Source organism: Actinomadura sp. NPDC048394 (assembly GCF_040651755.1).
Classification (GTDB): Bacteria; Actinomycetota; Actinomycetes; order Streptosporangiales; family Streptosporangiaceae; genus Spirillospora; species Spirillospora montaniterrae.
In genome coordinates, this window is record NZ_JBEZJL010000014.1 from 1 (window position 1) to 26,098 (window position 26,098).

The window sequence follows — 26,098 nt, forward strand, 5'->3', positions numbered from 1 at the left end:
CGCATGGCCACCGCCGTCTCCGGCATGAGCAAGGTCATCGGCGAATCCCACGACATCCACCTCGGCGCCGAACGCCAGAACACCGCCATGTGGAGCTCCTGACCCCCAAGGACCGCCCATGCCTCCCAAAGACCCCTCCGACGACCTCACCCAGCTCCTCTACCCCCACGGCACTCCCCCGGCCGGCCCCGCCACCAGCTCCCCCACCACGCCACCGGCCACGAGCCCCCCGTCCCGAGGCGCAGGCAAGTACGAGGTCCGCCGCCGCGAGCTCCTCAAGGTCACCGACGAGATGCGCAACGACATCAAGGCCGTGGAACAGGCCGTCCAAGCGCTCAAAATCCAGGTGCACCAGGTCGGCGACTGGGACGTGGCGCAACAGCTCGCGTCCAAAGTCAACACCGCCCACACCAACATGCTCGACGTCCTCGACCAGTACGTGCAGGTCGCCAGTGCGATAGCGGGCCAGGTAGAGAACTCCGCGAAGACCTACGGCAAGGCAGAAGAAGGAGCAAAGGCGGCTTCTCAGACTCCGACGCCGACGAACGTGGCTCCTTGGTAGCCGTGACACCGTATCGAGCGACCGTTGAACCGACAGGAGGCCGGCGGCTTTGACCCTCCATCCGTACGAGCGTGGCATCCGGCCCGGCTCCCTCGGCCACGGTGACCCGGCCCAGTACGACTACCTGACCATCAAGTCCTTCTTCGCGAACGCCAAACCGGCCGACCTCGAAGGGCTCCAGCAGGCGTACACCAAACTGCAGAGCGCCCTGCAAGACTTGGAACAGCGCCTCGGCCAGCACACCAAGCGCCTGAACCAGATCTGGGACGGGGACGCCCAGCAGGCCGGCACGTCCGAGATCAAGCAGCTCACCGAGAACGCCGCCACGCTCGCCAAGGCGAGCGCCCAGTTCGGCACCGCCATGTCCAGCGGCGCCGCCGCCCTCCGAAACCCGCCGCAGCTCCCCCCACCGTCCGGCCCCGCAGGCGCTCTGCCAGGCCTCATCGGCGAAGCCGCCGCCTCCCCCGCCGACACGAAAGCCGCCCAAGAGGCCCTGGCGAAAACCAACACCTCCCTCGCCTCAGCCTTCAACCAAATCCCCTCCACCCTCACCCTCGACCAGAGGCCCGATTTCGGCGATACGCCCTATAGCAGCGGCCCCGGCCGTACAGGGTCCGGCGGAGGCGCGGAACTCGGCGGGCAGGGGTCCGGCACGGGTCTTCCGTCCACCGGCCCTTGGGCGGGCGGCCACGGAGGTAGCGCAACGGCGCCCTCGCCCAGACTGTCCTCGGGACATCCCTCGGGTCCTACAACAGTCGGGTCTCCCTCCACACAGCCACCGAGCACACCGGGTCACGCTCCTGCCAGTGCTCCGTCGGAACTGGCGGGCTCGCCCCGCGGAGGGCAACTACACCCTGGAAGCTCGCCGGGACTCCCTGAGATAACCGGCCCGGGCGGCGACGGCCGAGGTCCCCTGACTCCCGGACCACTCGTACCCGGTCCAGGGGGCGGTACCGCACGCCCACCGGACGGAAACGGCGGACGTCCTCCAGCTCCCGGCCGCGGCCTTCCTCACCTTCCGGAGGTGGGGGAATCACCGAGTCCGCTGACAATGCGGCCACTCCCAGGCGGCGCGAGCGGCGGCATTTCGCCGAGCGGCGTCATAGGCGGAAACAAGTTCAGGGGGCTGGGAACTTCCGGCTCGGAGGCGCTCCCGTCCTCTGGGCCAGCAACCGGACCAAGACAAATGGCCCCCGATGGAGTGCTTCGCAACGGCACGCTGCGTGCTGGCGGCGAGGCTGGCGCTTCGGCTGTCGAGGCACGTCAGGCCGGCACCGTCGGCGGTTTCCCCATGACCGGCGGCGTGGGCGGCGCCGGCAGGAGCGGAGAACGGACAAGAGACGTCGCCTTGCTCGAGGGCAGCGACCTCTGGACGGACGAGACACAAGTTTCACCGCGGGTGCTCGGCAGGCCTGACCGAGGAGACGAGGACCACAGAACATGACAGCAGGTCCTCTTCCCCGGACGCTTCATCTCACGAGGCTGCTTCTCGCGACGGCGGCGGCGCTGGCTCTTCTTTTGCTCGATGCCCCTTCGGCCCAGGCCCTGCCGGGCCCGCGCTCACAAGAGTGGTGGTTTGATGCCTGGCAACTGCAGCAAAAGGTGTGGCCGCTCACCCAAGGGGACGGCGTCACAGTAGGTCTGATCGACTCTGGCGTAGAGGCGAGGCTTCCGGAACTCAGGGGAGTGGTGCTGCCAGGAGAGGCAACCAACGGCACCTCGACAGGCGACGGCCGTGTCGACTCGGATAAGAACCTGGGCGGGCACGGAACGGGCATGGCCGCCCTCATCGCCGCCCAAGGCTCCGGCAGTGGGATGGTCGGCGTCGCTCCGAAGAGCCGCATCCTTCCCGTCGTTGTACCGACCACCGGCTACGACAAGGCCATTCGCTACGCGGTGGACCACGGCGCAAAAGTGATCAACATGTCGCAGGGCATCCCTGCGCCCACATGCCCGATGGAGCTTCGCGCTGCGATCAGGTATGCCATCCAACACGACGCGATCATCGTCGCAGGGGCCGGAAACACACCTTTCTACGAATCATCGTACTCCCCGGCGAACTGTCCCGGAGTCCTCACGGTCGGCGCGGTCGACGCCCACCTCGCCCCCTGGAACAAATCAACACCCGGATCCAACGTCATGCTTGCGGCACCCGGCGTCTCGGTGGGCTCCATAGGCAAGGCCGGGGTTTTTACTCCGGATGTCAACGGAACGAGTTCCGCAGCAGCCCTGACCTCCGGTGTGGCGGCCTTACTCAGATCCCACTTCCCTACCATGTCAGGCCGCGAAATCGTCCAGCGCATGCTGGCCACCGCCAGAGACGTGGGCCCCAAGGGCTGGGACAACAAGACCGGCTACGGCGCCCTGATCCCCTACAAGGCTCTGACCGCTGACGTCCCGGAGACCGCTCCTAACCCTGTCTACGCATCGTTTACCGCAAAGGCGACCGAGCACAGAGCCGCGATCCCGTCCACCACACGTTCAAAGGAGCGGGGAAAAAAAGAAGGAAACCACAGGGTGGACGGGAATATCACCATCTTCACAATTCTCTTTCTTGTTACAGTAATGGCACTCGCCATATCTATCTTTTATCTCCGTCGGCGCGGATCGGCCAATTGAGAACGACACCATCCCGGCGACGCCACTTTCAACACAAAGGGGACTTTCAATGAGCAAAGACGATAGCAGTTTGAAGGATCAACTGAACGTCAGTGTCCCCAAAGCTCCGCGGACAGCCCAGGAAATTCAAGAGCGCAAGCGAGCAGCAGCCTATCATCGTAAGCATGTTGTTGACGGCCAAGACCATCCGCCGGAGACTCCCACTAAAGGCTCTCCTGCGCCTGAAGCGCGCCTATTAGTGCCACCCATGACGCCATACAGGACCGCGCCCTCGTCTACAAAAGAAGCGCTGTCATCCGAGCCGACGACATCCGACCTCATCGAAGTCTCACTAAAGGTCGATGAGAACCAGAAATTTCTCGAGGTTCAGCAGAACAAATTGGCTCTCACGCTTGAGCAGGCATCGAGTCGACAGTACACTGGCGGAAGCAATAGAAATGGGGTCATGGTGACGGTTGACGGCAACGGCTCCATACTCCAGTTGCACGTATCCCCTCACCTGCTCAAACACGAGCAGTCGAAATTAATTTCCACTCGCATAATGTCAGCAATCTCGCAGGCGCGCTCGAAGGCGGCCGAAGACTGGGCAGCGTCACTTTTGTTGGAGATCGAGGTCGGCCAGGACCATGTCGATCAGTGACGAGATCGCAGAGAAAGTCCGAGCACTCGGAAACCTCGTCGACTCACTGCAAACAGAGACCCGAAAGGCGGCAGCCAAGGCCCACCAAGGCTCAAGCGCGAAATTCGCGGCCGAGATAAGAGGCGGGCTGGGCGTCGTCGAAGTGGACATAATGGCTCGACTTCGAGCAATACGCCTCGATCCACAGCAGATACGCCGCTGTGACGCAGAAACTTTCGCCAAAGAGCTCGTCAGCGCGATCAATACCGCAGAGCAGGCAGCACGAGAATCACTTGACCGTGCTTCTCGCAACACGTCGACGACGCCTCCCGATCCGCAAGGAAGGAGATCTGCACATGGCAGATGAGTACAGTGTGCAAAGGCAGTCTCTCCGTGAAGCGACAAAGTATCTGAGCACGGCCAGTCAGAGTTGGCGCGGCATCACGAACACACTGGCGAACGCCAAAATAGGTCCAGACGACCTCGGCGTCATAGGAAAAATGACGAATGTATTTTCGAAATACAACGCAGGTGTCGATCACGCCTGGCAGCAGATAGACCAGGGGGTGGCGAATCTGGATCTGATGACATACGCGCTGGAGCTCGTGGCCGCAAATTACGGCCATGCGGAGCACAAGAGCATCGACATGCTGCGAGACATGCTACGGGACATGCCGAAATGACGACACTGGATCAGCCGGCTCCTTTTCCTCATCACGATGCCGCTACAGTACAGAAAGCCGCTAAGATAACCAACCACCACAAAGCTCTGGATGCCCTGAACATGGTACGGAACATGATCGGGCATCCCGGCAACATTCAGCGTGCGGTGACGGAATGGGAGAATGCCATTCGGTCCATGAGTGACTCGTATGAGGGAATCTCGCGTGCACACAGCCAGGTACAAGCCAGGTGGGCAGGCGGCGCTGCAGGCGGATTCAACTCCTACGCGACCGATGTCAAGGGGACGATCACCGGCAACGTAATCGCGCTCCAAGGCGCTCTGGACGCGACCAGCCAAATGTATTCAGCCGTGATAGATGCATACAAAGACGGTATAACGTTCATTTCAAAATGCGCCCAGAGCTTGCTGGACTTCGGTGGCGGGCTGCTCAGTGACTGGAAGGTGGTACTGGAGGTGGCCATGGCCGGGCCGACCGACGGCGCCTCGTTAGCCCTCGTCATGAACCATTTCACTTCACTGCTCTCCGAGTTCGCCGATAATATCACCAACCTGATCAATGCCGCCATCGAAGCGAATAAGGGCTACACCAACGCGTTGAGCGTGGCCGTGAGGAACATCAATGCCATTCGACCGCTGCCCAAGCCGACGGATGGGCTGCTCGATCTGCACGCATGGAAGCCCCAATGAGAGCAGGCATAGCCACGATAGGTCTGACGTTGCTGCTCGCGACGGGCTGCGACACAGTTTCCCGTGGTCATGACCAAAATTATCCCGACGTGGTCGATGCATGCACACTGATCGGGGCTTCGTCGCTCGAAAGATATGTGGGTAATGGTGCATCGCCCCTGCCATCGCGACCACCAAGTGCACGCTCTGGCGACAAACAGTGGGTGTGCGACTGGAATAGCGCACCAACAGGCCCCTCGTTGAGGTTGGCGGAGGTCTTTCATGCCAAGAAGAACGGCGGCACCGATTCCGCAGCAAGAGACTTCAAGTTCGGCCGTTCAGCCTGCCGTGGAGTGACGTGCCGAGAACTGCACGGAATCGGAAACGAGGCATTCGTCAGAGGCGAGGATCTCGTTTCTCCTCACCCGTCGCCGGCTAACGGTTCGATCGATGTCTATGCGAGGGACGCAAACCTTGAGTTCACGGTTTCCTACACACCTGGATCGGACGGATCCAGCCCGAGCATTGGCCCGGACGTGACGGCGAACGCAACTCTTCTGGCCAAGGAAGTTTTGAAGAACCTGCGGAAAACACGGCAGCATTGATGGCTTCTCTGTACTCGCCATCTCGACTGACGCAAGAGAAATGGGCGGTGAAGGCCATCACCGGAAGAGAACATCCCTTGCCTCCAGCCTGAGCACGGAGAACAAGTTCCGGCCGGACCGAGGACCCGTTGGTCGACGAAGAGGGTGGCTTGTGAGCCGAGGCAGCCCTGTCACGCTCGATCGTTCCCGAAGTGGTTCCCCAATGAAAGTTGCGCGGCGCACCGCCCGGCGGTGGGGCAGCCTGCGCTCGCCGTGACCTGGCCGACCGAGCCAACGACGAGCTTCGTTTCGGCGGATGGTTCACCGAACGTCGGTTGGGGGGGCGCTGGGCGGGCAGTTGGGATCGCATGGAGATACCTCGGACTCTGGTGCTCAGTGGGCACTTTCCCCCGGAGCCGGGCGGGGTCCAGACGTTCACGTGGGAGCTGGTGCGGCGGCTGCCCGCCGACCGGGTGGTGGTCGTCGCGCCGGCGCGGGCGGGGGCGGCGGGCTTCGATGCGGGGGTGGACTTCCCCGTCGTGCGAAGGCGGGGGTACCTGCTGGTTCGGGGGGTGCGGCGGCTCGTCGCCACGTACGGGGTCGACGCGGCGTGGATCACGGCCGTGGCGCCGTTCGGGCTGTACGCGCCGCTGGTGCGGGCCGCGGGAGTGGGGCGCATTGTCGGGTCGACGCATGGGCAGGAGCTCGGGTGGTTTCGGGCGCCGCCGACGCGGGCCGCGCTGCGGAACGCGGCGCGGTCGTTCGACGTGCTCACTTATCTCAGTAAGGGGACGCTTCCCGGGGTGAGGGAATTGGTCGGTGAGCGGGCTCGGCTGGTGCAGATGGCGGGCGCGGTCGATACGGGGCGGTTCCGGCCTGGGCTGGACGGGGCGCGGGTGCGGCGGCGGCACGGGCTGGGTGATGGGCCGGTGGTGCTGAGCGTGGGGCGGCTGGTGCGCAGGAAAGGGCACGATGTGCTGCTGCGGTCTTGGCGGGACGTGGTTCGCAGAAGGCCGGACGCGCGGCTGGTGATCGTCGGGGACGGGCCGATGCGGCGGCGGCTCGCGGAGCAGGCGCGGGAGGCGGGCGGGACGGTCACGCTGACCGGCACGGTGACCCCGGCGGACCTGCCCTACTACTACGCGGCCGCGGACGTGTTCACGCTGCCGTGCCGGGACGACCGGCGCGGGCTCCAGACCGAGGGGCTCGGGCTGTCGGTGCTGGAGGCGTCGGCGGCGGGAGTGCCCGTGGTGGTCGGAAGGTCGGGCGGCAGCCCGGAGGCTCTGGTGGACGGGCGGACGGGCGTGCTGGTCGACGCGTCCGGGCCGGACGAGCTGGCGCTCGCGCTGCACCGGCTGCTGGCGGAGCCCGGACGCGCGGCCGCGATGGGCGTGGCCGGGCGGGAGTGGGCGCGCGGGCGGTGGAGCTGGGACGCCGCAGCGGCGCGGCTCGCGGCGCTGCTCAACGACGGCCCGGCCCACGATCGGACCACGCCCCGGCCCCGGATCCCGTGGATGGAACCCGTATGGCAGTCAAGGAGCGGCTGACCCGGCCGGACTTCCGGCGGCTGATCATCGGGCAGACGGTGTCGGCGCTCGGCGACTGGATGGGCACGCTCGCGCTCATGTACTTCGTCCTGGAGCTGAGCGGGTCGACGACGGCGGTGGGCGGGGTGCTGGTGCTGCGGCTGCTGCCGTCCGCGCTGGGCGCGCCGGTCGCCGCGCGGATCGTGACGCGGTGGCGGCGGCGCAGCGTGATGCTGACATCCGACCTGGTCAGGGTGGGGATGGCCGTCGCGCTGCCGGTGGTGGCGGGGCTGTGGTGGGTGTACTTCTGGGCCTTCATGATCGAGGTCGTGGGGCTGATGTTCCTGCCGGCCCGGGACGCGGCGGTCCCGTTCCTGATCGGGGAGGGCCGGGAGGAGGGGAAGAACGACCACGACACCGGGACGCTGGAGCTGGCGAACGGCATCACGATGGCGACGTCGTACGGGATGATCCCGTTCGGCGCGGGGATGTTCGGGCTGATCCTGTGGATATCGGAGCAGGCCGGGTGGGGCGGCCACTGGCGGTACGTCCTGGTGTTCTGGCTGGACGCGCTGACGTACCTGGCGTCGTGGCTGGCGGTGCGCGGGATCCCGGACCTCGGGCCGGGGCCGGGCGAGAAGCTGGCGATGGAGCGGGACGAGCGGGAGGCGGGCGAGAAGCACGGCTTCTTCAACGCGCTGAAGCTGCGGGTGGTGCGGAGCGTCCTGCCGGGGATCGCGGTGGTGGCGCTGGGCCTGGGCGCGCTGTTCTCGCTGGGCGTCGTGTTCGTGAAGGGCGTGATCAACGCCGGGCAGATCGGGTTCGGCGCACTGGTGGTGTGCTTCGGGGTGGGGGCGATCATCGGGCTGCTGGTCCTGCACCGCAAGACGGGGAGCCTGCTGACGCAGGTCCGTGTGGCGACGGCCGCGCAGGGCGTGGTGATCGCGTCGATGGGCGGGCTGGCGTCCAAGTCGTGGTCGTTCGCCGGGGCGGTGCTGTTCGGCGCGGCGGCGACGAGCGCGCTGGTCGGCGGGATCACGTACCTGCAGGAGAGCCTCGGCGGGGTGGACCGGAACCTGGCGCTCACCGCGTTCCACGCGGTGCTGCGGTTCGGGCTGGCGCTGGCGGCGCTGCTGGCGGGCGGCGCCGCCGACCTCCTGAAGGAGGCCGGCGGGCACCCGCTCGGCATGGTCCCGGCCCAGTTCGTGCTGATGCTGTCCGGCCTGGTGGTGCTGGCCGGGACCTTCCTGATCCGCGCCCCGAAGGCGCGGGAGCCCGCCGCTACTTGACCGGGACGGGCTCGGACGGCGCGTCCTGCAGCGGCTGCTCCGCCTCGCCGCGGGTGTTGGCGGCCCGCAGCGCGACGACCGCGGCGGCGGCGAGGAAGATGCTGCAGGCGAGCAGGGCGCGGGAGAACCCGCCGGTCAGCGCGTCCGGCATCGGCCTGCGGTCGGCGACGAGGTCGTCGGTGCGGGCGGTGGCCAGCGCGGAGAAGATCGCGAGGCCGAGCGCGCCGCCGAGCTGCTGCGAGGCGTTGAGCAGCGCGGCGGCGATGCCCGCCTTGTCCGGGGCGACGTTGGCGTTGGCGGCGGTGGTGATCGACACGAACGCCAGGCCGAGCCCGAGCGAGGCGATCATTAGGCCGGGCAGCAGGTCGGTGAGGTACGCGCCGTCCACCGGGATGCGGGACAGCCAGTAGACGCCGCCGCCCGCGATCAGCAGCCCGGCGACCATCACCGGGCGGGTGCCGATCCGGGCGAGCAGCTGGGACGAGATCCCGGCGGCGATGCCGACGCCGAAGCAGAGCGGCAGGTAGGCCGAGCCGGTCTTCATCGGCGAGTAGCCGAGGACGTTCTCCATGTACAGGCTGAGGAAGAAGAACATCGAGCCGATCCCGGCGACGGCCACCAGCATCGCGACGTCGGCGGCGCCGAGCCCGCGGATCCGGAAGATCGACAGGGGCAGCAGCGGGTTGCGGCCGCGCTGCTCGTTGAGCAGGAACGCCAGCAGGATCACCGCGGCGCCGGCGAGGCCGCCGACGGTCCGGGCCGCGCCCCAGCCGGCGTCCGGCGCCTTGACGATCGTGTAGACGAGCAGCAGCATCCCGGTGGTGACGAGGACGGCGCCGAGCAGGTCGAAGTTCGCGAGGCGGGCGCTCCGCCGGTCGCCCTCGACCAGCAGGAACAGCCCCGCGATCACGATCACGCAGACCGGGACGTTCACCAGCATCACCCAGCGCCAGCCGGGGCCGTCGGTGAGCAGCCCGCCGAGCAGCACGCCCGCGGCGGACGCGCCGCCGGCGACGCCGCCCCACACGCCGAGCGCCTTGCCGCGGTCGCCGCCCTCCTTGAACATCGTGGTGAGGATGGACAGGGTGCCGGGCAGCATCAGCGCCGCGCCGATGCCCTGCGCGAACCGGGCGCCGACCAGCATCCCCGAGCTCTGCGCGAGGCCGCCGGTCACCGACGACAGCGAGAACAGGACGGTCCCGGCGACGACGATGCGGCGGCGGCCGAGCAGGTCGGCGAGGCGTCCGCCGAGCAGCATGAAGCCGCCGTAGGTGAGCAGGTATCCGGACGGCACCCACTGCAGGTCCTGGACGGAGAAGTCCAGGTCCTTGCGCATCGCGGGCAGCGCCACGTTGACGATCGAGGCGTCGATGAAGTCCAGGAACGCGATCGCGCACAGCAGCGTCAGGGTGATCTTGCCGCGCCCGGTCGCGAGGAAGGACGGACGGGCGTCCGTTGTCGCCATGGTGGTCTCCAGGTTTCAGGCGCTCGCCGGCATCTGCCAGCGGGGCGCGCGTTCGTAGCGGGGGCGCCAGAGGGCGCGGTACAGCAGCCGGACGGGCGGCGGGACGACGCCGAGGACCTTGCGGCGCGTCTCGTCCTCGGCTCCGTCGAGCAGCCAGGGGAAGAAGGTCGCGGCGCCGCTCATGCCGAGCTTGTCGCGCTGCTCGGCGCCGAACGCGTCCCATTCCTTCTTGGTCAGCAGTTTCTGGACGAGCGGCAGCGCCAGCTCCTCCTCGTGGTCGCAGTGCGCGGTGAGGCCCTGCGCGAGTTCCGCCGCGCGCGCGGCGAGGACCTCGGCGGGTGCGGACGCGTTGATCGCCGCTTCTACGCCGTCCAGCAGCCCGTCGAGCGCGTTGTGCTCGTCCTCCATCTGCTCGAGGACGGCGGTGTCGGCGACCCGGTCCTGCAGGACGGGCCACAGGTGCGTGTCCTCGGCGGTGTGGTGGACGTGCAGGAACGTGCTGAAGCGGTCCCAGCCGGCGCGGAGCGCGGGTCCGGGGACGTCCCCGGCCTCGGCCATGGCGATGAGCCGGTCGAGGTCGCGCTGGAAGGCGTCGTGGACGGCGTACATGAACGAGACGTCGATCCGCTCGGGCGGGACGGATCGCGTCCCCGTGCCCGGTTCGGTGGTGCGGCTCATGAGGTGGCCCCCTTGTGTCGTGCCGGGATTCGGCCCGGTCTCGGGAGCAAAGAGGGACGCCGGGGCGGCGAGTGTGACACCGGGCGGCCGAGATGAGGCCCACATCACAGTGCGGGAACCGATGTCACACTTCGGGGGGCGCGGTCCCTCTAGGGGGTGAGCGCACAGGAGGTCGACCCATGCCCGAAGGCACCGCCGAGGACACCGCGACGCGGGTGTTCGCCGATCACCGGGAGCTGCTGTTCTCGGTCGTCTACAACATGCTCGGGAGCGTCGCCGACACCGAGGACGTCCTGCAGGACGCGTGGCTGGCGTGGGCGGCCCGGCACGGCGCAGGCGGCGCGGAGGACATCGAGAACCCGCGGGCGTACCTGGTGCGGATCGCGGTGAACACCGCGCTGGCGCGGCAGGCGGTGATCAGCCGCCGCCGCGAGACGTACGTGGGGCCGTGGCTGCCGGAGCCGCTGGTCAGCGACGCGGGCGCGGAGGAGTCGGCGGAGCGGACCGAGGCGGTGTCGATGGCGCTGCTGGTCGTGCTGGAGACGCTGACGCCGCTGGAGCGGGCCGTGTTCGTGCTGCACGAGGTGTTCGGGTACGCGCACACGGAGATCGCTGCGATCCTGGACCGCAGCCCGTCGGCCGTCCGGCAGCTGGCGCACCGGGCCCGCGAGCACGTGCACGCGCGCCGTCCCCGCTACCAGGCGGACCCGAAGGTGCAGCGGCAGGTGACGGAGCGGTTCCTGCGGGCGGCGCTCGGCGGCGACATCCAGGACCTGATGGAGATGCTGGCGCCGGACGTGACGCTGTGGACCGACGGCGGCGGCAAGGCGCGGCCGGCGGCGCTGCGCCCGATCCACGGCGCCGACCGGGTCGCCCGCACGATCACCGGCGGCACCGGGCGGGAGCGGTGGCCGCTGGACGTCCGGTACCGCACCGTCAACGGCGACCCGTCCGCGGTGCTGTTCGACAACGGCGACGCGCCGTTCGGCGTGATGGTCCTCGACCTCGATCCGGAGGGCGACCGGATCCGCGGCATCTACGCGGTCACCAACCCGGACAAGCTCACCCACATCGACGACCACCGCTGAGAGACGCGGTCCGCCGCCGGGGGCCGCGGCGGCGGACCGTCCCCGCTCCAGGCCATGGGACGCGGGGGCCGCTACGGGCAGGCGGGGAACAGGCGGCGGGTGCCGGTCCCGGCGGCGTAGGCGGCGGGGTCACTGAACCGGCAGCCGTAGTCGGGGCGGGCGACCACGGACGGCCTCGTCGTGACGTCGCCGGCCGGGCGGCGGCCCGTGTCGACCCAGCGGACCAGGTCGTCCCAGGCGGCGCCGGCCTCGGCGGCGGAGAACTCGCAGTGCTGCGCGGTGCGGATCGCCCGCTGAACGAGCAGCCCCGACCGGTGGCTGCGGGCGGTCTCCGCCGCGTAGTCCTCCTCCATGGAGAACGGCACGAACATGTCGCCGAGCCCGTGCAGGGTCAGGACGGGGACGTCCGGGCGCCCGTCGATCAGCGGGACCTGCGACAGCCGGTGCGAGACCCGGGCGGCCGGATTCGCCACGGGCACCCGCTGGACGGTGCCGTTGACGTCGACCGGGGTGTTCGGCGCGTACCGGGTGAACAGGTTGGTCGCGACCTGGCCCGGGTCCTCGGCGAGCGTGGCGCCGGGCGCGGGCGGGGTCGCGAGGGTGAAGGGGAAGTCCTTCCAGAGCGCGAACGCCTGCTCGGCGCCGGGCCGCGGGCCGCCCGTCCGCTCGATCATGATCGAGCGGAACTGCCCGCCGCGCGCGTTGGTGGTGTCGGGGCCGCCGGGGGTCAGCCCGGCCAGCCCGAGCGCCTGCTCGATCTTCGGGACGGTCGTGGCCGGGTAGCCGGCCGTCACCGGGTACTCCCGGACACCGGACAGGTCCTGCGCGACGAGGTTGTAGTCGAGGAAGTAGTCGAACAGGGCGTCGTCGCCGAGGACGCCGCACATCGGCAGCGCGCCGGCGTAGTAGCCGGGGTACTGCTCGATCGAGCGGCCGATGATGTGCCCGCCCATGGACACGCCGAGGATGATCCGCTGCCGGGGCCGTCCGACCCTGGCGGCGAACAGGTCGGCGAGGTCGCGGGTGCCGGTGACGCCCGCCCGCACGTCGTAGCCGTTGTCGTAGTAGGACGACGCGGCCCATGCGTAGCCCTGGTCGAGGAGCCGCTGGCGCAGCCCGAACGGCGGCGGGCCGACCGTCAGCACCTTGCCCTGCCCGGCGTAGCCGTGCGCGTACATGGCCAGCCGCCCGTTCCAGTGCGGTGGCACCTCGATGTCGTAGGCGGCATGCCGGTGGACGCCCTGCATGACCGTGGACGGGGCGCCGTGCACCTGGACGGATGCGAGGGGCGGGTTCTGGATCGTGTAGCCCGGCAGCGGCTGGTCGCCGGGGGTGCCGGGGGTGCCGGCGGCGCGGGCGGTCCCGCCCGGCAGCAGCGCGGCGAGCGCGGTGGCGGTGAGGGCGGCGAGGGCACGGACGCGCATGGGGCTCCCCGGGTCGGACGTGCCGCAAGTACATACCGTCCGGTCGGTTTGTGGAATGGCCGCGACCGGATCCGGCCGCCCCGCCGCCCCGCCGTCCCCGCCGCCCCGCCGCCCCGCCGCGACCGCAGCGCTCCCCGCCGCGGCACCGGCCGCCCGCCGGTGCCGATTCGGGGCGACGTGCCTGGGTAGGGGGTCATCGCGATCACTCGCGGCCCGGAGGCGCCGGGCGCGGATCGCCCGACCACTATGAGCCTTCTCGGGATGATCTTCGCCGTGGTGGCGGCCGCGTTCACCGGACTCGGCTTCGTCGCCCAGCAGCATGCCGCCTACCGGGAGCCGCTGGAGGAGATGCTGCACCCGCGGCTGCTGCTGCACCTGCTGCGCAGCCGGCTCTGGCTGGCCGGCATCGGCACGATGATCATCGGTCAGGTGCTGTTCGCGATCGCGCTGAACATGGCCGACATCGCCGAGGTCGAGCCGCTGCTGGCGAGCAACCTGATCTTCGCGCTGGTGGCCGCGCACCTGATCTACCGGGAGCGGCTCGGCCGCGCGGAGTGGCAGGGCGCGGTGCTGTTCACGGCGGGCGTCGCGCTGTTCCTGACGATCGGGGAGCCGCACGGCGGCGGCGAGCCGAGCACCTGGTCGCCGCGCTGGATCGCCGGCGCCGTGGTGATCGGCCTGGTCGGGCTGCTGACGATCGCCGGCCAGCACCGCGACCTGCGGGTCCGCGCGATCACCCTGGCCTGCGCGGCGGGCCTGCTGTACGGGCTGCAGGACGCGCTGACCCGCAGCGTCCTGCTGCTGTTCGACCAGGGGATCTGGCAGGCCGCCAAGGACTGGCAGCCCTACGCGCTGGTGCTCATCGGGGCGACCGCGCTGCTGTTCTCGCAGAGCGCGTTCGACGCGGCGCCGCTGCGGATCTCGCTGCCCGCGACGACGGCGGCCGAGCCGCTCACCGGCATCGCGCTGAGCATCGTCGTGTTCGGGGAGCGGCTCCGGGTGTCGGTGGGCAGCTTGGCGCTGGAGGCGATCGGGCTCGCGGCCATGGTCGCCGGGATCGTCGTCCTCGGCCGCTCCCCTTACCTGGGCAAGCCCGGTGACCGCGCGGACGCGCGCGAGAACGGGGTGGAGGCCTGATGCTCTCGGTCCTGTTCGCGGTCCTCGCCGCCGCCGCCAACGCGCTCGCGTCGGTGCTGCAGCGGCAGGTCGCCAAGGGCGCGCCCGACGAGCACACGTTCCGGCCGTCGCTGATCGTCGACCTGCTGCGCAAGCCCGCCTGGCTCGGCGGGATCGGCGCGCTCATCGCCGCGTTCCTGCTGCAGGCCGCGGCGCTGGACCGGGCGGGGCTGGCGCTCGTCCAGCCGCTGCTGGCGGCCGAGCTGCCGTTCACCATGCTGCTGCTCGGCTGGCTGGTGCCCGGGGCCTTCGGCAAGGTGCCGTGGGCGGCGGTCGGCGCGCTCACCGCCGGGCTCGCGGCGCTGCTCACCGCCGCCTCGCCGTCGGAGGGGCCGGGACGTCCCGGGCCGGTCGGCTGGGCGGTCGCCACCGGCGTGACGGCGGGCCTCGCCGCCGGCCTGATCGCGGCGGCCTGGATCTTCAGCGGGCCGCTGCGCGCCGTCCTGCTGGGCGTGACGACGTCGCTGGGGTTCGCGCTGACCGCCGCCTACATGAAGACGGCCACGCAGATCATCACCGACTCCGGGCTCGGCGCCGCCTTCGCGTCCTGGGAGCTGTACGCGATGGTCGCGACGGGCGTCGCCAGCCTGATCCTGCTGCAGATGGCGCTGGCCAGCGGCACCCTCGTCGTGGTGCAGCCCGCGCTGACGGTGACCGACCCGGTCGCGAGCATCTGCCTCGGCATCGGCCTGTTCGACGAGCACATCCGCACCGGCGGCTGGGTCGTGCTGGAGCTCGCCGGCATCGCGCTGATCCTCGTCGGCAGCATCGGGATCGCCCGCTCCCCCGTGCTGCACGAGCAGCACACCGTCAGCCGAGCGCCGCACACACGGCACGCTCGGCGGGTTCGGCGCTGAACAGCGCGTCGACCCGGGCGGCGCGGGTGCGGCGCAGCGCGCCGTCCTCCAGCCGGTCCAGCGCCTCCAGCAGCTCGGCGGGCGAGTGCGCGTAGACGCTGAGGCCGCCGCGCGCCATGGCCCGCGCCCCGTCGCGGCCGTGCCCGGGGATCGGCCGGTAGGAGATCACCGGCAGCCCGCACGCGAACGCCTCCCGGCACGTCATCCCGGCGGCGTTGTCGACCAGCGCGTACGCGCCCGCCATCAGCTGCGCGACGTCGTCGCGCCAGCCGAGGGCGGGGGCGAGCCCGGCGCCGAGGATGCGGCGGCGCAGGCGCCCGTTCCGGCCGCACAGCACGACCGGCCGGTACCGTCCGGACGCCGACAGCACGCCCGCCGCCTCCACCACCCGCCCGACGCCCCACGCGCCCGCCGAGATCAGCACGACCCGCTCGTCCGCCCCCGCCCCGGACGCCTTGCGGAGCCGCGCCCGGCCGTCCCGGGCGTCCGGGCGGCGGAACTCCGGCGGCACGAGCGGCGCGCACATGCTCGCGGGACGTCCCGTCGCGGCCGTCACCGCCCGCGCCGCCGCCTTGTCCGTGCACAGGTAGCGGTCGTTGCCGGGATGCAGCCACATCCGGTGGACGGCGAAGTCGGTGAGCAGCACAAGGGACGGCGCGTCCAGTCCCCCGGCCCGGCGCAGCCGCCCGGCGGCCTGCGCGGCGACGTGGAAGGTCGACACGACCGCGTCCGGCGGCAGCTCGCGGACGCGGTGGTGGAGCCGCGCGGCGATCAGCGCGGTCAGCGGCGACGGGGGCGGCGGGCGCAGCGGCCCGGGCCGCCGGGACACGAAGAACGTCCGGTAGATCGCGGCGTAGAGCCACGGCGCGGACCGGATCGCGCCCGCGTAGGCGCGGCGCAGGGCGCGGCCCAGCCGCAGCGGGACGAGGTCCAGGACGTCGATCACGGAGACCTCGACGCCGTGCGGGGCGACCCGCCGTTCCAGCTCGCCGGCGACCGCGTCGTGCCCCGCCCCCATGCCCGCTGTGAGAATTAAGAGTCGCTTGCCCATTAGATGGGACCCCCCTGTGCAAGATGGTCATGTGCACACACATTTCCGGGCGCCGCGGTTCCGGGCGCGCCGCGTCCCCGCCGCGGTGGCCGGTCCCGTCGCCGGAGTCGGCGCGGCGCTGACGGCGCACGCCCTGCCCGCGGCGACCTGGCTCGCGCCGGTCCGCCGCTGGACGCCCCGGATCGCCGGCCGCGGCTTCCCGGACCACGTCGCGCTGACGCTGGACGACGGCCCGGACGGCGCGTCCACACCGCTGTTCCTCGACGAGCTGGCCCGGCTCGGCTGCCGCGCGACGTTCTTCGTGCTCGGCTCGATGCTGCGCCGCCACCCGGACGTCGGGCGGCGCATCGCGGCCGAGGGCCACGAGCTCGGCGTGCACGGCTGGAACCACGACAACGCCCTGCTCACCCGGCCGGGGCGGGTCGCGGCGGAGATCGCCCGGACGGTCCGGACCGTCGAGGCGGTGTGCGGGGTGCGGCCCCGCTGGTACCGGCCGCCGTACGGGGCGCTGAGCGCGGAGGCCCTGCTGGCGGCGCGCCGCAACGGGCTGCGGCCGATCCTGTGGTCGGCGTGGGGGCGGGACTGGACGGCGTCCGCGACGCCCGAGTCGGTGCTGGCGGCACTGTCGCCCGGCCTCGTCGGCGGGGCGACGCTGCTGCTGCACGACAGCGACGTCACGTCCGCGCCGGGTGCGTGGAAGTCGTCGCTGGGGGCGCTGCCGAACGTGGTGGGGGTGTGCCGCGCCGCCGGGCTCACCGTCGGCCCGCTGCGCGATCACGGGATCCCGGCCTGACCGCCGTATCCCTCGGCACCCCTGTCACACGGTCTCTTCTGCCCCTGGGCGCCGCAGGTATGTGGACGGCATTACCCGGCGTCACGTTTGCCCGTTTTGTGCGTTTCACCTCCTGATTCACGGTTACAAGACGGTGAGGGAGATTCTCCTATGGGGGAGGAGATGTCATGAGGGATCGAAGAAGGTCCACGGGAAGGGACTCGCCGGCTCCCGGCGAGGGCACGCCGATGACGGGCCCGGGGCACGACGTCCCCGCGCATGACATGCCCGCGCACGACATGCCCGCCGGCAGGGGCGCACCCGCCGCGTCCGCGGCACCCCGGGAGGGGGCGATGGAGCGCGAGCAGTTCGCTCTCTGGGAGGACCGTACGCGGATCTCCCTGACGCCGATCGCGGCGCCGTCGATCCTCGGACTGTTCGGGTTCGCCGGCGCGACCATGATGGTCGGCGCCTGGCAGGCGAACTGGTACGGCACGGCGCTCACGCCGCTCGTCCTGTTCCCGTTCGCGCTGACCTTCGGGGGACTGGCCCAGTTCCTCGCCGGCATGTGGTCCTACCGGGCCCGGGACGGCCTCGCCACCGCCATGCACGGCATGTGGGGCGCGTTCTGGATCGGCTGGGGCCTGCTGTTCCTGCTCGTCGCCGTGGGGGCCTACCCGCTGGCGCTGGCGCCCCGGATCGGGGCGGTCAACCAGGGATTCGCCTTCTGGTTCATCGCGCTCTGCGTGATCACCGGAGTCGGCGCGCTGGCCGCGATGGGCAAGAACCTGGCGATGTCCGCGGTCCTGTGGCCGCTCGCCGCGGGAGCGGGGTTCACCGCCGCGGGATTCTGGGCGGGCTCGACCTGGCCCATCCGCGTCGGAGGCTGGCTGTTCGTCGTCTCGGCGGCGATAGCCGTGTACACGGCGGCCGCGCTGATGCTCGAGAACAGCTACGGACGGACGATCCTGCCGCTCTTCGCGTTCCGCGGAGGCCAGAACGTTCCGCTACGCCGTGCCGGGCGTCAACTGGAGTACCGCTACGGCGAGCCGGGCGTCAAGATCGGTCAGTGATCCCCGGCACTCCGTGCCGCGCCCCGTCCCCGAGCAAGGGGCCGGGGCACGGACATGGAATGAGACTTTACCCAGCTCACGGAAGTTTTACGTTTCCGCTCGCCTATCCTGGGCGTCATTCCACCGGCGCTTGGAGGGAGCGGGATGCGATCGGCGTTTCGGAGGACGTGGCGACGGGCCGTGCAGGCCTACCACCTGGCCTGCGCGCGGGACGACGCGGCCAAGCGGAAGCTCGCCGTCCCCAGCGGGGTGTGGGTCTGCGACCACTGCGAAGAGGCCCTGCTGGAACTGCACGCCCTCCGCGAGCACGTCCGCACGCAGCACGCCTACATCTGAACTCCCGGGCTTTCCCACGGCAGGCGTCCTGCGCGGCCGCAAAAGCTATTGACAGTAGCCAACCCGGCAAATAGCTTAGCCGTCATTACTCCGCGTCCCCCGGGAGAGCCATGCGCCTCGCGCCCAACCTGCACCGTCTCGGCAACGACCTGGTCGCCTGCTACCTCGTCGACACCCCCGACGGCATCACGCTCATCGACGCGGGCCTGCCCGGCCACTGGCGCGACCTGCAGCGCGAGCTCCAGACCCTCGGCAAGTCCGCCGACGACCTCCGCGGACTCGTCCTCACCCACGGCGACTCCGACCACATCGGCTTCGCCGAGCGCCTGCGCCGCGAGCACGGCGTCCCGGTGTACGTGCACTCCGCCGACGCCGCGCGCGCCCGCACCGGCGAGAAGCCCAAGACCCCGTTCGGCCCCATGCGCATCGGCCCGACGCTCGGGTTCCTCGGCTACTCGATCAGCAAGAACGGCCTGCGCACCCGGCACGTCGCCGAGGTGACCGAGATCGGCGACGGCGACGTCCTGGACCTGCCCGGCAGCCCGGTGATCGTCGGCATGCCCGGCCACTCCCCCGGCAGCGTGGGGGTGCACGTCCCGGCCGCCGGCGCGCTCTTCGTCGGCGACGCCCTGACCACCCGGCACGTCCTCACGGGCCGCGCCGGCCCGCAGCCCGCGCCGTTCACCGACGACCCGGACGAGGCGCTCGCGTCCCTCGACCGGATCGCCGGCCTGGAGGCGTCCTGGGTGCTGCCCGGCCACGGCACCCCCTGGGAGACCTCCCCGGCCGACGTCGCCGAAGCGGTCAAAAAGGCCTGACCTACACCGGAGGGACGCCCGATGACGCAGCCCGGCGGAAGCGGCGTCCCCGCAGTGAACAGCGGCGCGCTCCTCACCGCCGGTAAGACCGCCCCGGACGTCGAAGCGCCGATCAGGGCGAGCGCCAGGGCATCATGAAGCGTTTCGCGCCCTTCATTGCCGCCCTCGCGCTGGTCTGCGCCGCCTCCGCGTGCACGCATTCCCATGAGGAGGCGAGCTTGAAAGTCGCCGACGAGAAGAAGTTGTCGGACGGGCTCGACGCCTTCTTCTCCAAGGTCGTTGACGTCCTGGACGCCGGAAAGCCCGCCACGGCGCCCACCGGAGGGCCCGCCCCCTGCGACCAGTTCGATGTCATGGACTTCAAGGACGGGGAATCCAGCCCGTACAACATCGCGTCCTTCTCCACCATCGACGGCATCCCGCCGGACAAGGCGGTACCGGCGCTCATGCGGTTGAAGGTCTATGCGGAGCAGTCCCGTTGGAAGATCTCTTCCTTCCGGCCCGCGACCGGCGGCAGGAAGATCACGGAACTTGCTGGTCATGCTGCGAATTACCGTTACGGGTACGGCTACGGCTTCAGAGTCGAGGCCCTGCATGACGCGAACCGGATCGTCATGAGCGTGGGGTCCGACTGCGTCAGAGACCCGAGAGATCACCGCCACTGACGCACTGAGCGGTGCCCGGCGAACCAGTCGGTCTCCCGGCGCGAAGGCGGTTTGCTCGGGGGCTTACTGGGGTGGGGTGGTGGAGTCGTTCACGCCGATTCCAAGCCCGTGCCGCTCGATGGTGCGTCCGGCGCCACACTTCAAGATCATTCTTTTACGGGTTCCCCCGAGCCGGCGGAAATCGGTCACATCGCGCCGGCGGTGTGGGCGATGACGGCGAGCCGCCGCGGGCCGGAGCCGGGCCGCGGTGCGAGCACACGGCTGCGAGCTGAAGGGTCAGCGTGTCCGAGAGCACTTCCGCCGAACTGCCGGCCGAGCTGGAGGAGATGATCGAGAGGCACATGGAGCGGCTGCGGGAGGCCAACCGGTGGTCGTCGGCGGCGGCCGCGCGGGCCGTGAGCACCGGCGAGTTCGCCGCCGCCGGAGCGGGGCGGGGAGCGCCGGCGCCCGGGCCGCCGAGCGAGCGGCCCGACCCTCGCGTCGTCCGCGAGGTGGCCGGCCAGTCCGACAGGCTGCACGCCGAGCTGCGCAGAGAGGCCGCCGAGGTGCTCGAACGGATGGACGCGCTCCTGCTCACCGACCTGTCCGCCGAGCAGCGAGCCGCGGTCGTCGACGCGCGCCACTGGTGGACCGGCTATGTCGACAAGCTCGCGAAGCTGGACTAGAGCCGTTGGCTCGTGGCGTGTTGCCCTTATGCGGGGCCGTGTAAGGGCAACACGCCACAGGTCAGCGGCCGTACGGGGTCGGGGAGGTGCGGCGGGGTTCCTTGTAGGTGGACGGGGGCGACCAGTTGATCTTCGCGTCCTTGAACTCGATGGCCGACGCCCCGGACGGCTTGAGGTTCCGCAGCTGCAGCACCGCGCCGCCCGCGAGCAGCGTCGACATGATGTTCTTGGCCGCGCTCAGGAACTGCGTCAAGCCGTACACCAGGTTGCCGACCGCCGCGATGACGGCGAGCGCCAGCGTGGTCGCCGCGATCCGCGCGCCGATGCTGGTCGGCGGGTACGGCACCCGCTGCAGCGCCCACAGCGTCAGGAAGGCGAGCAGGATGGCGACGGCCATGTCGCCGAGCGCCGTCCAGTACGAGGTGTACGCCTTGGCGACGCTCTCCACCGCGCCGCCGCACGCCTCGGCGTACTTGCGGCAGGTCTCCAGCTGGCGGATGAACTCGTCCACGGCTTGAGCGAACGCCTCCTGGTCGTCGGCGATCCAGTCCTTGCCGGAGTCGGTCTGGAGCCCGCGCATCGTCTGGTTGGCCGGCTTGTCGAGGTCGCCGGAGATCCGCGCGCGCCAGTTCGACGCCGCCTGGTACATGCCGGGGACGTTCGCCACGCCCACCGCCGCCGTGACGATCGCGATGATGATGAGGGGCTCCTTGCGGGCCACCTGCCGCCAGCTCTTGAGCGCGTCCTCGACCAGCGCGGTCGCGCCGCCCGGCGGGGGCTTCGCGGCCGCCGTCGCCGCGGGCGGGACCGTCGGACGCGGCGGGACGGTGGGCCGGGGCGGGACCGGCCTCGGCGGCGCGGCCGGGCGGAACGGCGCGGCCGGGCGCGGCGGAACGGACGGCCGCGGCGGCGCGGCCGGGCTCGCCGGCCCGGCCGGAGTCGGCGGAGTGGCCGGGGTAGCCGGGTTCGACGGGGTGGCCGGCGGGCGGCCCCAGTTGATGCGGGGGTCGGGCGGCTGGTTGGGAGTGGTCATCTCAATCTTCCTTCATCCGGCGGGACGCGTCGGCCCGGCTCATTGGTAAACGGCGGGGCCGGTGATATGCACGTCCCGCCCGCCCGGTCCCTGGACGACCTTCGGAGTGCTGTAGTCCTCGGCCGCACGCCATACGCGTTCGATGTCCTCAAGGGCTTCGGCCCATTCATCCATCACTTCCATGGCGTCATTCATGAAACGCCGCATGTCGTTCTGCACCGCCGCGTAGGCGTCCGCGAGGAACGCCAGCCCGACCACGCCGAACGCGACGCCGCCGACGTCGGTGTCGTCCACCTCGTCGCGGATGCCGCGGAACAGGGGCTTGGCCTCGGTCAGCACCTGCCGCCGAGTCCTGTCGATGCCCTGGGAAGTGACGTACTTCTCCTGCCCACCAGGTGCCATGTCCCCTTTGCTACCGCACCGCGGCGGCGGCCGACAAGCAATTCCCCCGCGCGGATGATCTTTCCTTCCCGCGTCAGTCGTTCAACATGAACAATTGGCTGCTCATTCTCCGGGCGGACATCTTCGATTGGTCGGATCGGCGTACGGACGGCACCCGGCGAAAGGATTGCGATGTTCGACTTCGACCCCGCGCGTTTCCGCCCCGAGGACGTGGAGCGGCTGGCCGCGCAGGCGGACGACGCGCTCGGCCGGCTCTCCGCGTCGACGGAGGAGATGGCGGCGATGACGGCCACCGGCGAGGCCGCGGACGGGCTGGTCAGGGCGGCGGTCGACGCGTCCGGGCGGATCAAGCGGATCGCGCTCAACCCGCGGGCGATGCGGATGGACAGCGAGTCCCTCTCCGAGGCGCTGATCGAGGCGATCGGTTCCGCGCAGGACGACGCGCGGAACCGTGTGCAGGAGATGGTGGACGAGCTGATGGCGGCGACCGGGCTGCCGGCGAAAGTGGACACCGAGGCGGTCCTTGCGGACGTCGACGCGATCGGCGACGCGACGCGACGCCGGTTCGCCGAGCATCACGACGACCTCAACGAGGTCCGCCGTACCTTCCCTTGATCCCTCAGGGGGCGTCAGCCGGGGGTGCGGAGGAGGTTCAGGACGTCGGCGAGGGGCTGCTGCATGTCGATGGACCGGTCGGCGAGCCACTGCAGCTGGATGCCGTCCGCGACGGCGAGGAGCAGGACGGCGAGGCGTTCGGCGGGGACGTCGGTGCGGATCGTCCCCTCGTCCATGGCCTTCTGGAGGTGCTCGACGGCGGCCTTGCGGAGGACCTCGTAGCGGCGGGGGAAGAAGTCGTGCGCGGGGTGGTCGGGGTCGCCGGCGGACGCGGCCATGGAGACGAACAGCTCGACGAGGCCGGGGGTGCGCATGCCCTGGCGCATGACGTCGAGGGTGTCCTCGACGAGGTCGAACTCGGGGTGGCGGGCCCGCTCGGTCTCGTCGCGGACCCGCAGGACCTGTGTGAGCAGGTCCTCCTTGGACTCGAAGTAGTGCATGATCCCGGGGAGGCTGAGGTCGCAGCGGGCGGCGACCTTGCGCAGCGACGTGCCCCGGTAGCCCTCGTCGGCGAAGATCTCCAGCGCGGCCCGGAGGATCTCGGCCCGCTTCGCCTCGCCCTTGCGGTAGGGGCCGCGTTTCGCCATGGTCCTCACCTTACCGAGGTCAATGCCAGTCGATCTCGGTCGAACGGAGGGCGGTCAGGCCGCGGTCCCGCCACAGGACGGACTGGCGCGCGAGGCGTCCCCGGTACTCCTCCCAGGAGGGCGGCGACGGCGACCAGGCGGCCTCGGCGACGCCGGGCAGGCGCGGCAGGAGCAGGGCCGTGTGGTCGTCGAAGCCCTGGAAGTCCTCCGCGAAGAGGGTGGCCTCGATGCCCGCGATCTGCTCGGGCGGCACCCCGCAGGAGGCCGGGTCCCAGGACGCGGCGTACCGGACGTCGCGGGGCCGGTACGCGAAGCCGAGCCGGGCGCCGGCCTCGGCCTGGTCGGGCGGGACGATCGCCGGGTCGTAGGGCCGGTCGAGGTAGAGGTGCGACTGCGGGGACAGCAGGACCCGGCCGCCGCCGCGGACGATCCGGTCGAGGTCCCCGTCGGCCGGCGCGAAGAATCTGGTCAGTGCCTTGGTGCGGGCGAGGGTGTGGCCGGCGGCGAGCAGGTCGGGGCGCGCGTCCAGCTCCTCCTGGGTCTGCGGGAGGTCCATCATCGGGACGTCCACCCAGAACTGGGCGATGTCGCCAGGCGCGATGCCGGCGCGGGACGACTCCTGCCAGCCGAGGGGCCGCTTGCCGGCGACGCGCAGCGCCTCGCGGGCGAGGCGGACGGCCTCGGTGAACGACGCCTCGTCCGCGCCGAGCGCCTCGTCGCCGCCGAAGTGGACGAACGTGCCGGCGGTGAGCCGGGCCGTCTCCGCGAGGACGTCGACGATGAACGCGCGGGTGTGCGGGTCGGCGGGGTCGAGGGGCGCGGGGAACGGCGCGTCCGCCGGGTACCAGGAGGGGCGCGGGAGCGTGCCGAGGTCGGGGTAGGCGCGCAGCGCGGCGGCGCTGTGCCCGGGCAGGTCGATCTCGGGGACGACGGTGACATGCCGCGCGGCGGCGTACTCCTGGAGGCCGGTGTACTCGTCGGCGGTGTAGTGCGGGGTCCCGGCGGTGAGGGCGGGACGGGTCGCGATGTGCAGCCGCCAGCCCTCGTTGTCGGTGAGGTGCAGGTGCAGGACGTTCAGCTTGTAGAGGGCGGCGAGGTCGATGAGGCGGCGCAGGTCGTCCGGGGCGAGGAAGTGGCGGGCGGGGTCGACCATGAGGCCGCGCCAGGCGTACCGGGGCGCGTCGTCGATGACGCGGCACGGCGTCTCCGGTGCCTCCGCCAGCAGGTGCAGCGCGGTGACGCCGGCCCGGAACGCGCCCTGCGGGGTGCGGGCCGCGCAGGTGATGCGGCCGGGTTCGACGGTGAGGCGGTAGCACTCGTCGGCGTCGGCGGACGGCTGCACGCCGATCGCGCCGGGCTTGAGCGGCACGTCGTCCAGGGTGAGGACGATCTCGCCAGCGTCGGCCCCGGTCCCGGTGCGCAGGTGCGGGGCGAGGACGCTCACCGTCCCGTCGAGGGACGGGTCGCCGGCGCGGATCCGCCAGGGGCGGTCGGTGCGGCACATGCCTTCCGTCGTCCGCTGGCGGACGGGCGCTGGGATCACGCTGCCTCCTCGGCCGGGTTCGTCGGGCGGGTCGGACGCTACCATGAAATCCGATCGATGTATGGTTTTCGCGTTCCACCCCCCGAACCGAAAGGCCGAGCATGCCGGCAGACGCATTCGCCCTCCCCCGCGGCTTCCTGATGGGCGCCTCCACGGCGGCGCACCAGATCGAGGGCGGCAACACCGCGAGCGACTGGTGGGCGTTCGAGCACGCGTCCGGCACGCTGGTCCGCGAGCCCAGCGGCGACGCCGCCGACGGCTACCACCGCTGGCGCGAGGACATGGATCTGCTCGCCGGCCTCGGCTTCAACGCCTACCGCTTCAGCGTCGAATGGGCCCGGATCGAACCGGCGCGCGGCGAGATCTCCCGCGCCGCGCTCGCCCACTACCGGCGGATGATCGAGGGCGCGCGGGAACGCGGCCTCGAACCTGTCGTGACGCTGCACCACTTCACGTCCCCGCTCTGGTTCGCGAAGGCGGGCGGGTTCGCCGCGGCGGACGCCGCCGACCTGTTCGTCCGCTATGTGGAGACCGTCGCGCCGATCCTGGACGGCCGCGTCCGCCATGTCGTCACCGTCAACGAGCCCAACATGGCCGCGCTCATGCAGGCCGTCCGCCGCAACCCCGGCGCCGACTACGCCCGGCTCGAACCCGACGAGGCCGTCGCCGAAGGCCTGATCGCGGCCCATCACGCGGCCCGGGACGTCCTGCACCGCCTGCTCCCCGGCACCGCGGTCGGCTGGACGATCGCCAACCAGGTGTACCAGCCGGCATCCCCCGGCGCCGAGGACGCCTGCCGCGCCCACGCCTGGCCGCGCGAGGACCGCTTCATCGAGGCCGCCCGCGGCGACGACTGGATCGGCGTGCAGTCCTACAGCCGGACGAAGGTCGCCGAGGACGGCCCGCTGCCCGTCCCGGACGGCGCGGAGAAGACCATCATGGGCTGGGAGTACTACCCGGAGGCGCTCGGCGAGGCCGTCCGGCACACCGCCGGGATCGTCGGCCCGTCCGTCCCGATCATCGTCACCGAGAACGGCATCGCCACCGCCGACGACGCCCGCCGCATCGACTACACGACCGGCGCGCTGCGGGGCCTCGCCGCCGCCATGCGCGACGGCGTCGACGTGCGCGGCTACCTGCACTGGAGCGCGCTCGACAACTACGAGTGGGGCTCCTACGAGCCGACCTTCGGCCTCATCGCCGTCGACCGCCGCACGTTCGCCCGCACCCCCAAACCGTCCGCCCGCTGGCTCGGCGGCCTCGCCCGCACCGCCGAGATCCCCGCCTGACGCCGCCCGGG

Annotated in this window: 27 protein-coding genes; 19 read left to right on the forward strand and 8 right to left on the reverse strand. The window is 70.8% G+C overall.

The window, feature by feature from the left end; genetic code table 11:
- Nucleotides 1–118 precede the first annotated feature (118 nt).
- The 8 genes from AB0C78_RS11855 (at nt 119) to AB0C78_RS11890 (ending at nt 8,550) form a co-directional block, all read left to right on the forward strand.
- Nucleotides 119–562 carry a hypothetical protein gene (locus tag AB0C78_RS11855; protein ID WP_360745555.1) on the forward strand — a complete coding sequence of 148 codons (444 nt, stop codon included), beginning with the start codon at nt 119–121 and terminating at the stop codon, nt 560–562.
- A 1,440-nt stretch (nt 563–2,002) separates the two neighbouring features.
- A complete protein-coding gene (locus tag AB0C78_RS11860) occupies nt 2,003–3,181 on the forward strand; it encodes a S8 family serine peptidase (RefSeq protein WP_360745558.1) in 1,179 nt (392 codons plus the stop codon).
- A 49-nt stretch (nt 3,182–3,230) separates the two neighbouring features.
- On the forward strand, nt 3,231–3,821 hold the full coding sequence (locus tag AB0C78_RS11865; protein ID WP_360745561.1) for a YbaB/EbfC family nucleoid-associated protein: 591 nt from the start codon (nt 3,231–3,233) through the stop codon (nt 3,819–3,821).
- Between the two features lie 335 nt (nt 3,822–4,156).
- Nucleotides 4,157–4,483 carry a hypothetical protein gene (locus tag AB0C78_RS11870; RefSeq protein WP_360745564.1) on the forward strand — a complete coding sequence of 109 codons (327 nt, stop codon included), beginning with the start codon at nt 4,157–4,159 and terminating at the stop codon, nt 4,481–4,483.
- Nucleotides 4,480–5,172: a hypothetical protein gene (locus AB0C78_RS11875; protein ID WP_360745566.1), complete on the forward strand. Its 693-nt coding sequence runs from the start codon at nt 4,480–4,482 to the stop codon at nt 5,170–5,172. Before AB0C78_RS11870 ends, AB0C78_RS11875 begins: the two co-directional genes overlap by 4 nt.
- 29 nt (nt 5,173–5,201) lie before the next feature.
- Complete coding sequence (locus AB0C78_RS11880) at nt 5,202–5,756, forward strand: hypothetical protein (protein WP_360745569.1); 555 nt, start codon at nt 5,202–5,204, stop codon at nt 5,754–5,756.
- 347 nt (nt 5,757–6,103) lie between these two features.
- Complete coding sequence (locus AB0C78_RS11885) at nt 6,104–7,282, forward strand: glycosyltransferase family 4 protein (protein WP_360745572.1); 1,179 nt, start codon at nt 6,104–6,106, stop codon at nt 7,280–7,282.
- Complete coding sequence (locus AB0C78_RS11890; protein WP_360745575.1) at nt 7,261–8,550, forward strand: MFS transporter; 1,290 nt, start codon at nt 7,261–7,263, stop codon at nt 8,548–8,550. The genes AB0C78_RS11885 and AB0C78_RS11890 overlap by 22 nt, the downstream gene beginning before the upstream one ends.
- Here the strand turns inward: AB0C78_RS11890 and AB0C78_RS11895 are convergent.
- Together AB0C78_RS11895 and AB0C78_RS11900 are read right to left on the reverse strand one after the other, a co-directional pair.
- Nucleotides 8,543–10,015 carry an MFS transporter gene (locus AB0C78_RS11895; protein ID WP_360745578.1) on the reverse strand — a complete coding sequence of 491 codons (1,473 nt, stop codon included), beginning with the start codon at nt 10,013–10,015 and terminating at the stop codon, nt 8,543–8,545. The two genes, AB0C78_RS11890 and AB0C78_RS11895, sit on opposite strands and share 8 nt — an antisense overlap.
- A gap of 15 nt (nt 10,016–10,030) precedes the next feature.
- On the reverse strand, nt 10,031–10,693 hold the full coding sequence (locus AB0C78_RS11900; protein WP_360745581.1) for a hemerythrin domain-containing protein: 663 nt from the start codon (nt 10,691–10,693) through the stop codon (nt 10,031–10,033).
- 179 nt (nt 10,694–10,872) lie between these two features.
- Between AB0C78_RS11900 and sigJ the strand changes: the two genes are divergently transcribed.
- Nucleotides 10,873–11,781, forward strand: a complete 909-nt coding sequence (sigJ, locus tag AB0C78_RS11905; RefSeq protein ID WP_360745584.1) for an RNA polymerase sigma factor SigJ — start codon at nt 10,873–10,875, stop codon at nt 11,779–11,781.
- 71 nt (nt 11,782–11,852) lie between these two features.
- Here sigJ and AB0C78_RS11910 read toward each other — a convergent pair whose 3' ends face one another.
- Nucleotides 11,853–13,205 carry a hypothetical protein gene (locus AB0C78_RS11910; protein WP_360745587.1) on the reverse strand — a complete coding sequence of 451 codons (1,353 nt, stop codon included), beginning with the start codon at nt 13,203–13,205 and terminating at the stop codon, nt 11,853–11,855.
- Between the two features lie 261 nt (nt 13,206–13,466).
- On the opposite strand from AB0C78_RS11910, the gene AB0C78_RS11915 reads away from it, so the two are divergent.
- Nucleotides 13,467–14,342, forward strand: a complete 876-nt coding sequence (locus AB0C78_RS11915) for a DMT family transporter (protein WP_360745590.1) — start codon at nt 13,467–13,469, stop codon at nt 14,340–14,342.
- A complete protein-coding gene (locus AB0C78_RS11920) occupies nt 14,342–15,238 on the forward strand; it encodes a DMT family transporter (RefSeq protein ID WP_360745593.1) in 897 nt (298 codons plus the stop codon). The genes AB0C78_RS11915 and AB0C78_RS11920 overlap by 1 nt, the downstream gene beginning before the upstream one ends.
- On the opposite strand, the gene AB0C78_RS11925 is transcribed toward AB0C78_RS11920, so the two are convergent.
- Complete coding sequence (locus AB0C78_RS11925) at nt 15,192–16,256, reverse strand: hypothetical protein (protein WP_360745596.1); 1,065 nt, start codon at nt 16,254–16,256, stop codon at nt 15,192–15,194. The two genes, AB0C78_RS11920 and AB0C78_RS11925, sit on opposite strands and share 47 nt — an antisense overlap.
- A gap of 64 nt (nt 16,257–16,320) precedes the next feature.
- Between AB0C78_RS11925 and AB0C78_RS11930 the strand changes: the two genes are divergently transcribed.
- The 6 genes from AB0C78_RS11930 to AB0C78_RS11955 all read left to right on the forward strand — a co-directional run bounded on the left by AB0C78_RS11930 (nt 16,321) and on the right by AB0C78_RS11955 (nt 20,618).
- Nucleotides 16,321–17,082 carry a polysaccharide deacetylase family protein gene (locus tag AB0C78_RS11930; RefSeq protein ID WP_360745599.1) on the forward strand — a complete coding sequence of 254 codons (762 nt, stop codon included), beginning with the start codon at nt 16,321–16,323 and terminating at the stop codon, nt 17,080–17,082.
- Between the two features lie 167 nt (nt 17,083–17,249).
- Nucleotides 17,250–18,134 (forward strand): GPR1/FUN34/YaaH family transporter, encoded by an 885-nt coding sequence (locus AB0C78_RS11935; RefSeq protein WP_360745602.1) that lies wholly within the window; start codon nt 17,250–17,252, stop codon nt 18,132–18,134.
- A 180-nt stretch (nt 18,135–18,314) separates the two neighbouring features.
- Complete coding sequence (locus AB0C78_RS11940) at nt 18,315–18,470, forward strand: hypothetical protein (protein WP_360745605.1); 156 nt, start codon at nt 18,315–18,317, stop codon at nt 18,468–18,470.
- A gap of 110 nt (nt 18,471–18,580) precedes the next feature.
- Entirely contained in the window at nt 18,581–19,288 is a 708-nt protein-coding gene (locus tag AB0C78_RS11945) for an MBL fold metallo-hydrolase (RefSeq protein WP_360745608.1), read from the forward strand.
- Between the two features lie 134 nt (nt 19,289–19,422).
- On the forward strand, nt 19,423–19,953 hold the full coding sequence (locus AB0C78_RS11950; RefSeq protein ID WP_360745611.1) for a hypothetical protein: 531 nt from the start codon (nt 19,423–19,425) through the stop codon (nt 19,951–19,953).
- 281 nt (nt 19,954–20,234) lie between these two features.
- Nucleotides 20,235–20,618, forward strand: coding sequence for a hypothetical protein (locus AB0C78_RS11955; RefSeq protein ID WP_360745614.1), 384 nt, complete (start codon nt 20,235–20,237; stop codon nt 20,616–20,618).
- A gap of 61 nt (nt 20,619–20,679) precedes the next feature.
- On the opposite strand, the gene AB0C78_RS11960 is transcribed toward AB0C78_RS11955, so the two are convergent.
- Both AB0C78_RS11960 and AB0C78_RS11965 read right to left on the reverse strand, forming a co-directional pair.
- Entirely contained in the window at nt 20,680–21,651 is a 972-nt protein-coding gene (locus AB0C78_RS11960; protein WP_360745617.1) for a hypothetical protein, read from the reverse strand.
- Between the two features lie 39 nt (nt 21,652–21,690).
- Entirely contained in the window at nt 21,691–22,053 is a 363-nt protein-coding gene (locus tag AB0C78_RS11965; protein WP_151545558.1) for a hypothetical protein, read from the reverse strand.
- 171 nt (nt 22,054–22,224) lie between these two features.
- On the opposite strand from AB0C78_RS11965, the gene AB0C78_RS11970 reads away from it, so the two are divergent.
- Nucleotides 22,225–22,668 (forward strand): YbaB/EbfC family nucleoid-associated protein, encoded by a 444-nt coding sequence (locus AB0C78_RS11970; protein WP_360745621.1) that lies wholly within the window; start codon nt 22,225–22,227, stop codon nt 22,666–22,668.
- A gap of 14 nt (nt 22,669–22,682) precedes the next feature.
- On the opposite strand, the gene AB0C78_RS11975 is transcribed toward AB0C78_RS11970, so the two are convergent.
- Together AB0C78_RS11975 and AB0C78_RS11980 are read right to left on the reverse strand one after the other, a co-directional pair.
- Nucleotides 22,683–23,255, reverse strand: coding sequence for a TetR/AcrR family transcriptional regulator (locus AB0C78_RS11975; protein ID WP_360745624.1), 573 nt, complete (start codon nt 23,253–23,255; stop codon nt 22,683–22,685).
- 19 nt (nt 23,256–23,274) lie between these two features.
- Complete coding sequence (locus AB0C78_RS11980) at nt 23,275–24,798, reverse strand: family 20 glycosylhydrolase (protein ID WP_360745627.1); 1,524 nt, start codon at nt 24,796–24,798, stop codon at nt 23,275–23,277.
- A gap of 101 nt (nt 24,799–24,899) precedes the next feature.
- On the opposite strand from AB0C78_RS11980, the gene AB0C78_RS11985 reads away from it, so the two are divergent.
- Nucleotides 24,900–26,087, forward strand: coding sequence for a family 1 glycosylhydrolase (locus AB0C78_RS11985; RefSeq protein WP_360745630.1), 1,188 nt, complete (start codon nt 24,900–24,902; stop codon nt 26,085–26,087).
- Nucleotides 26,088–26,098: the final 11 nt, after the last annotated feature.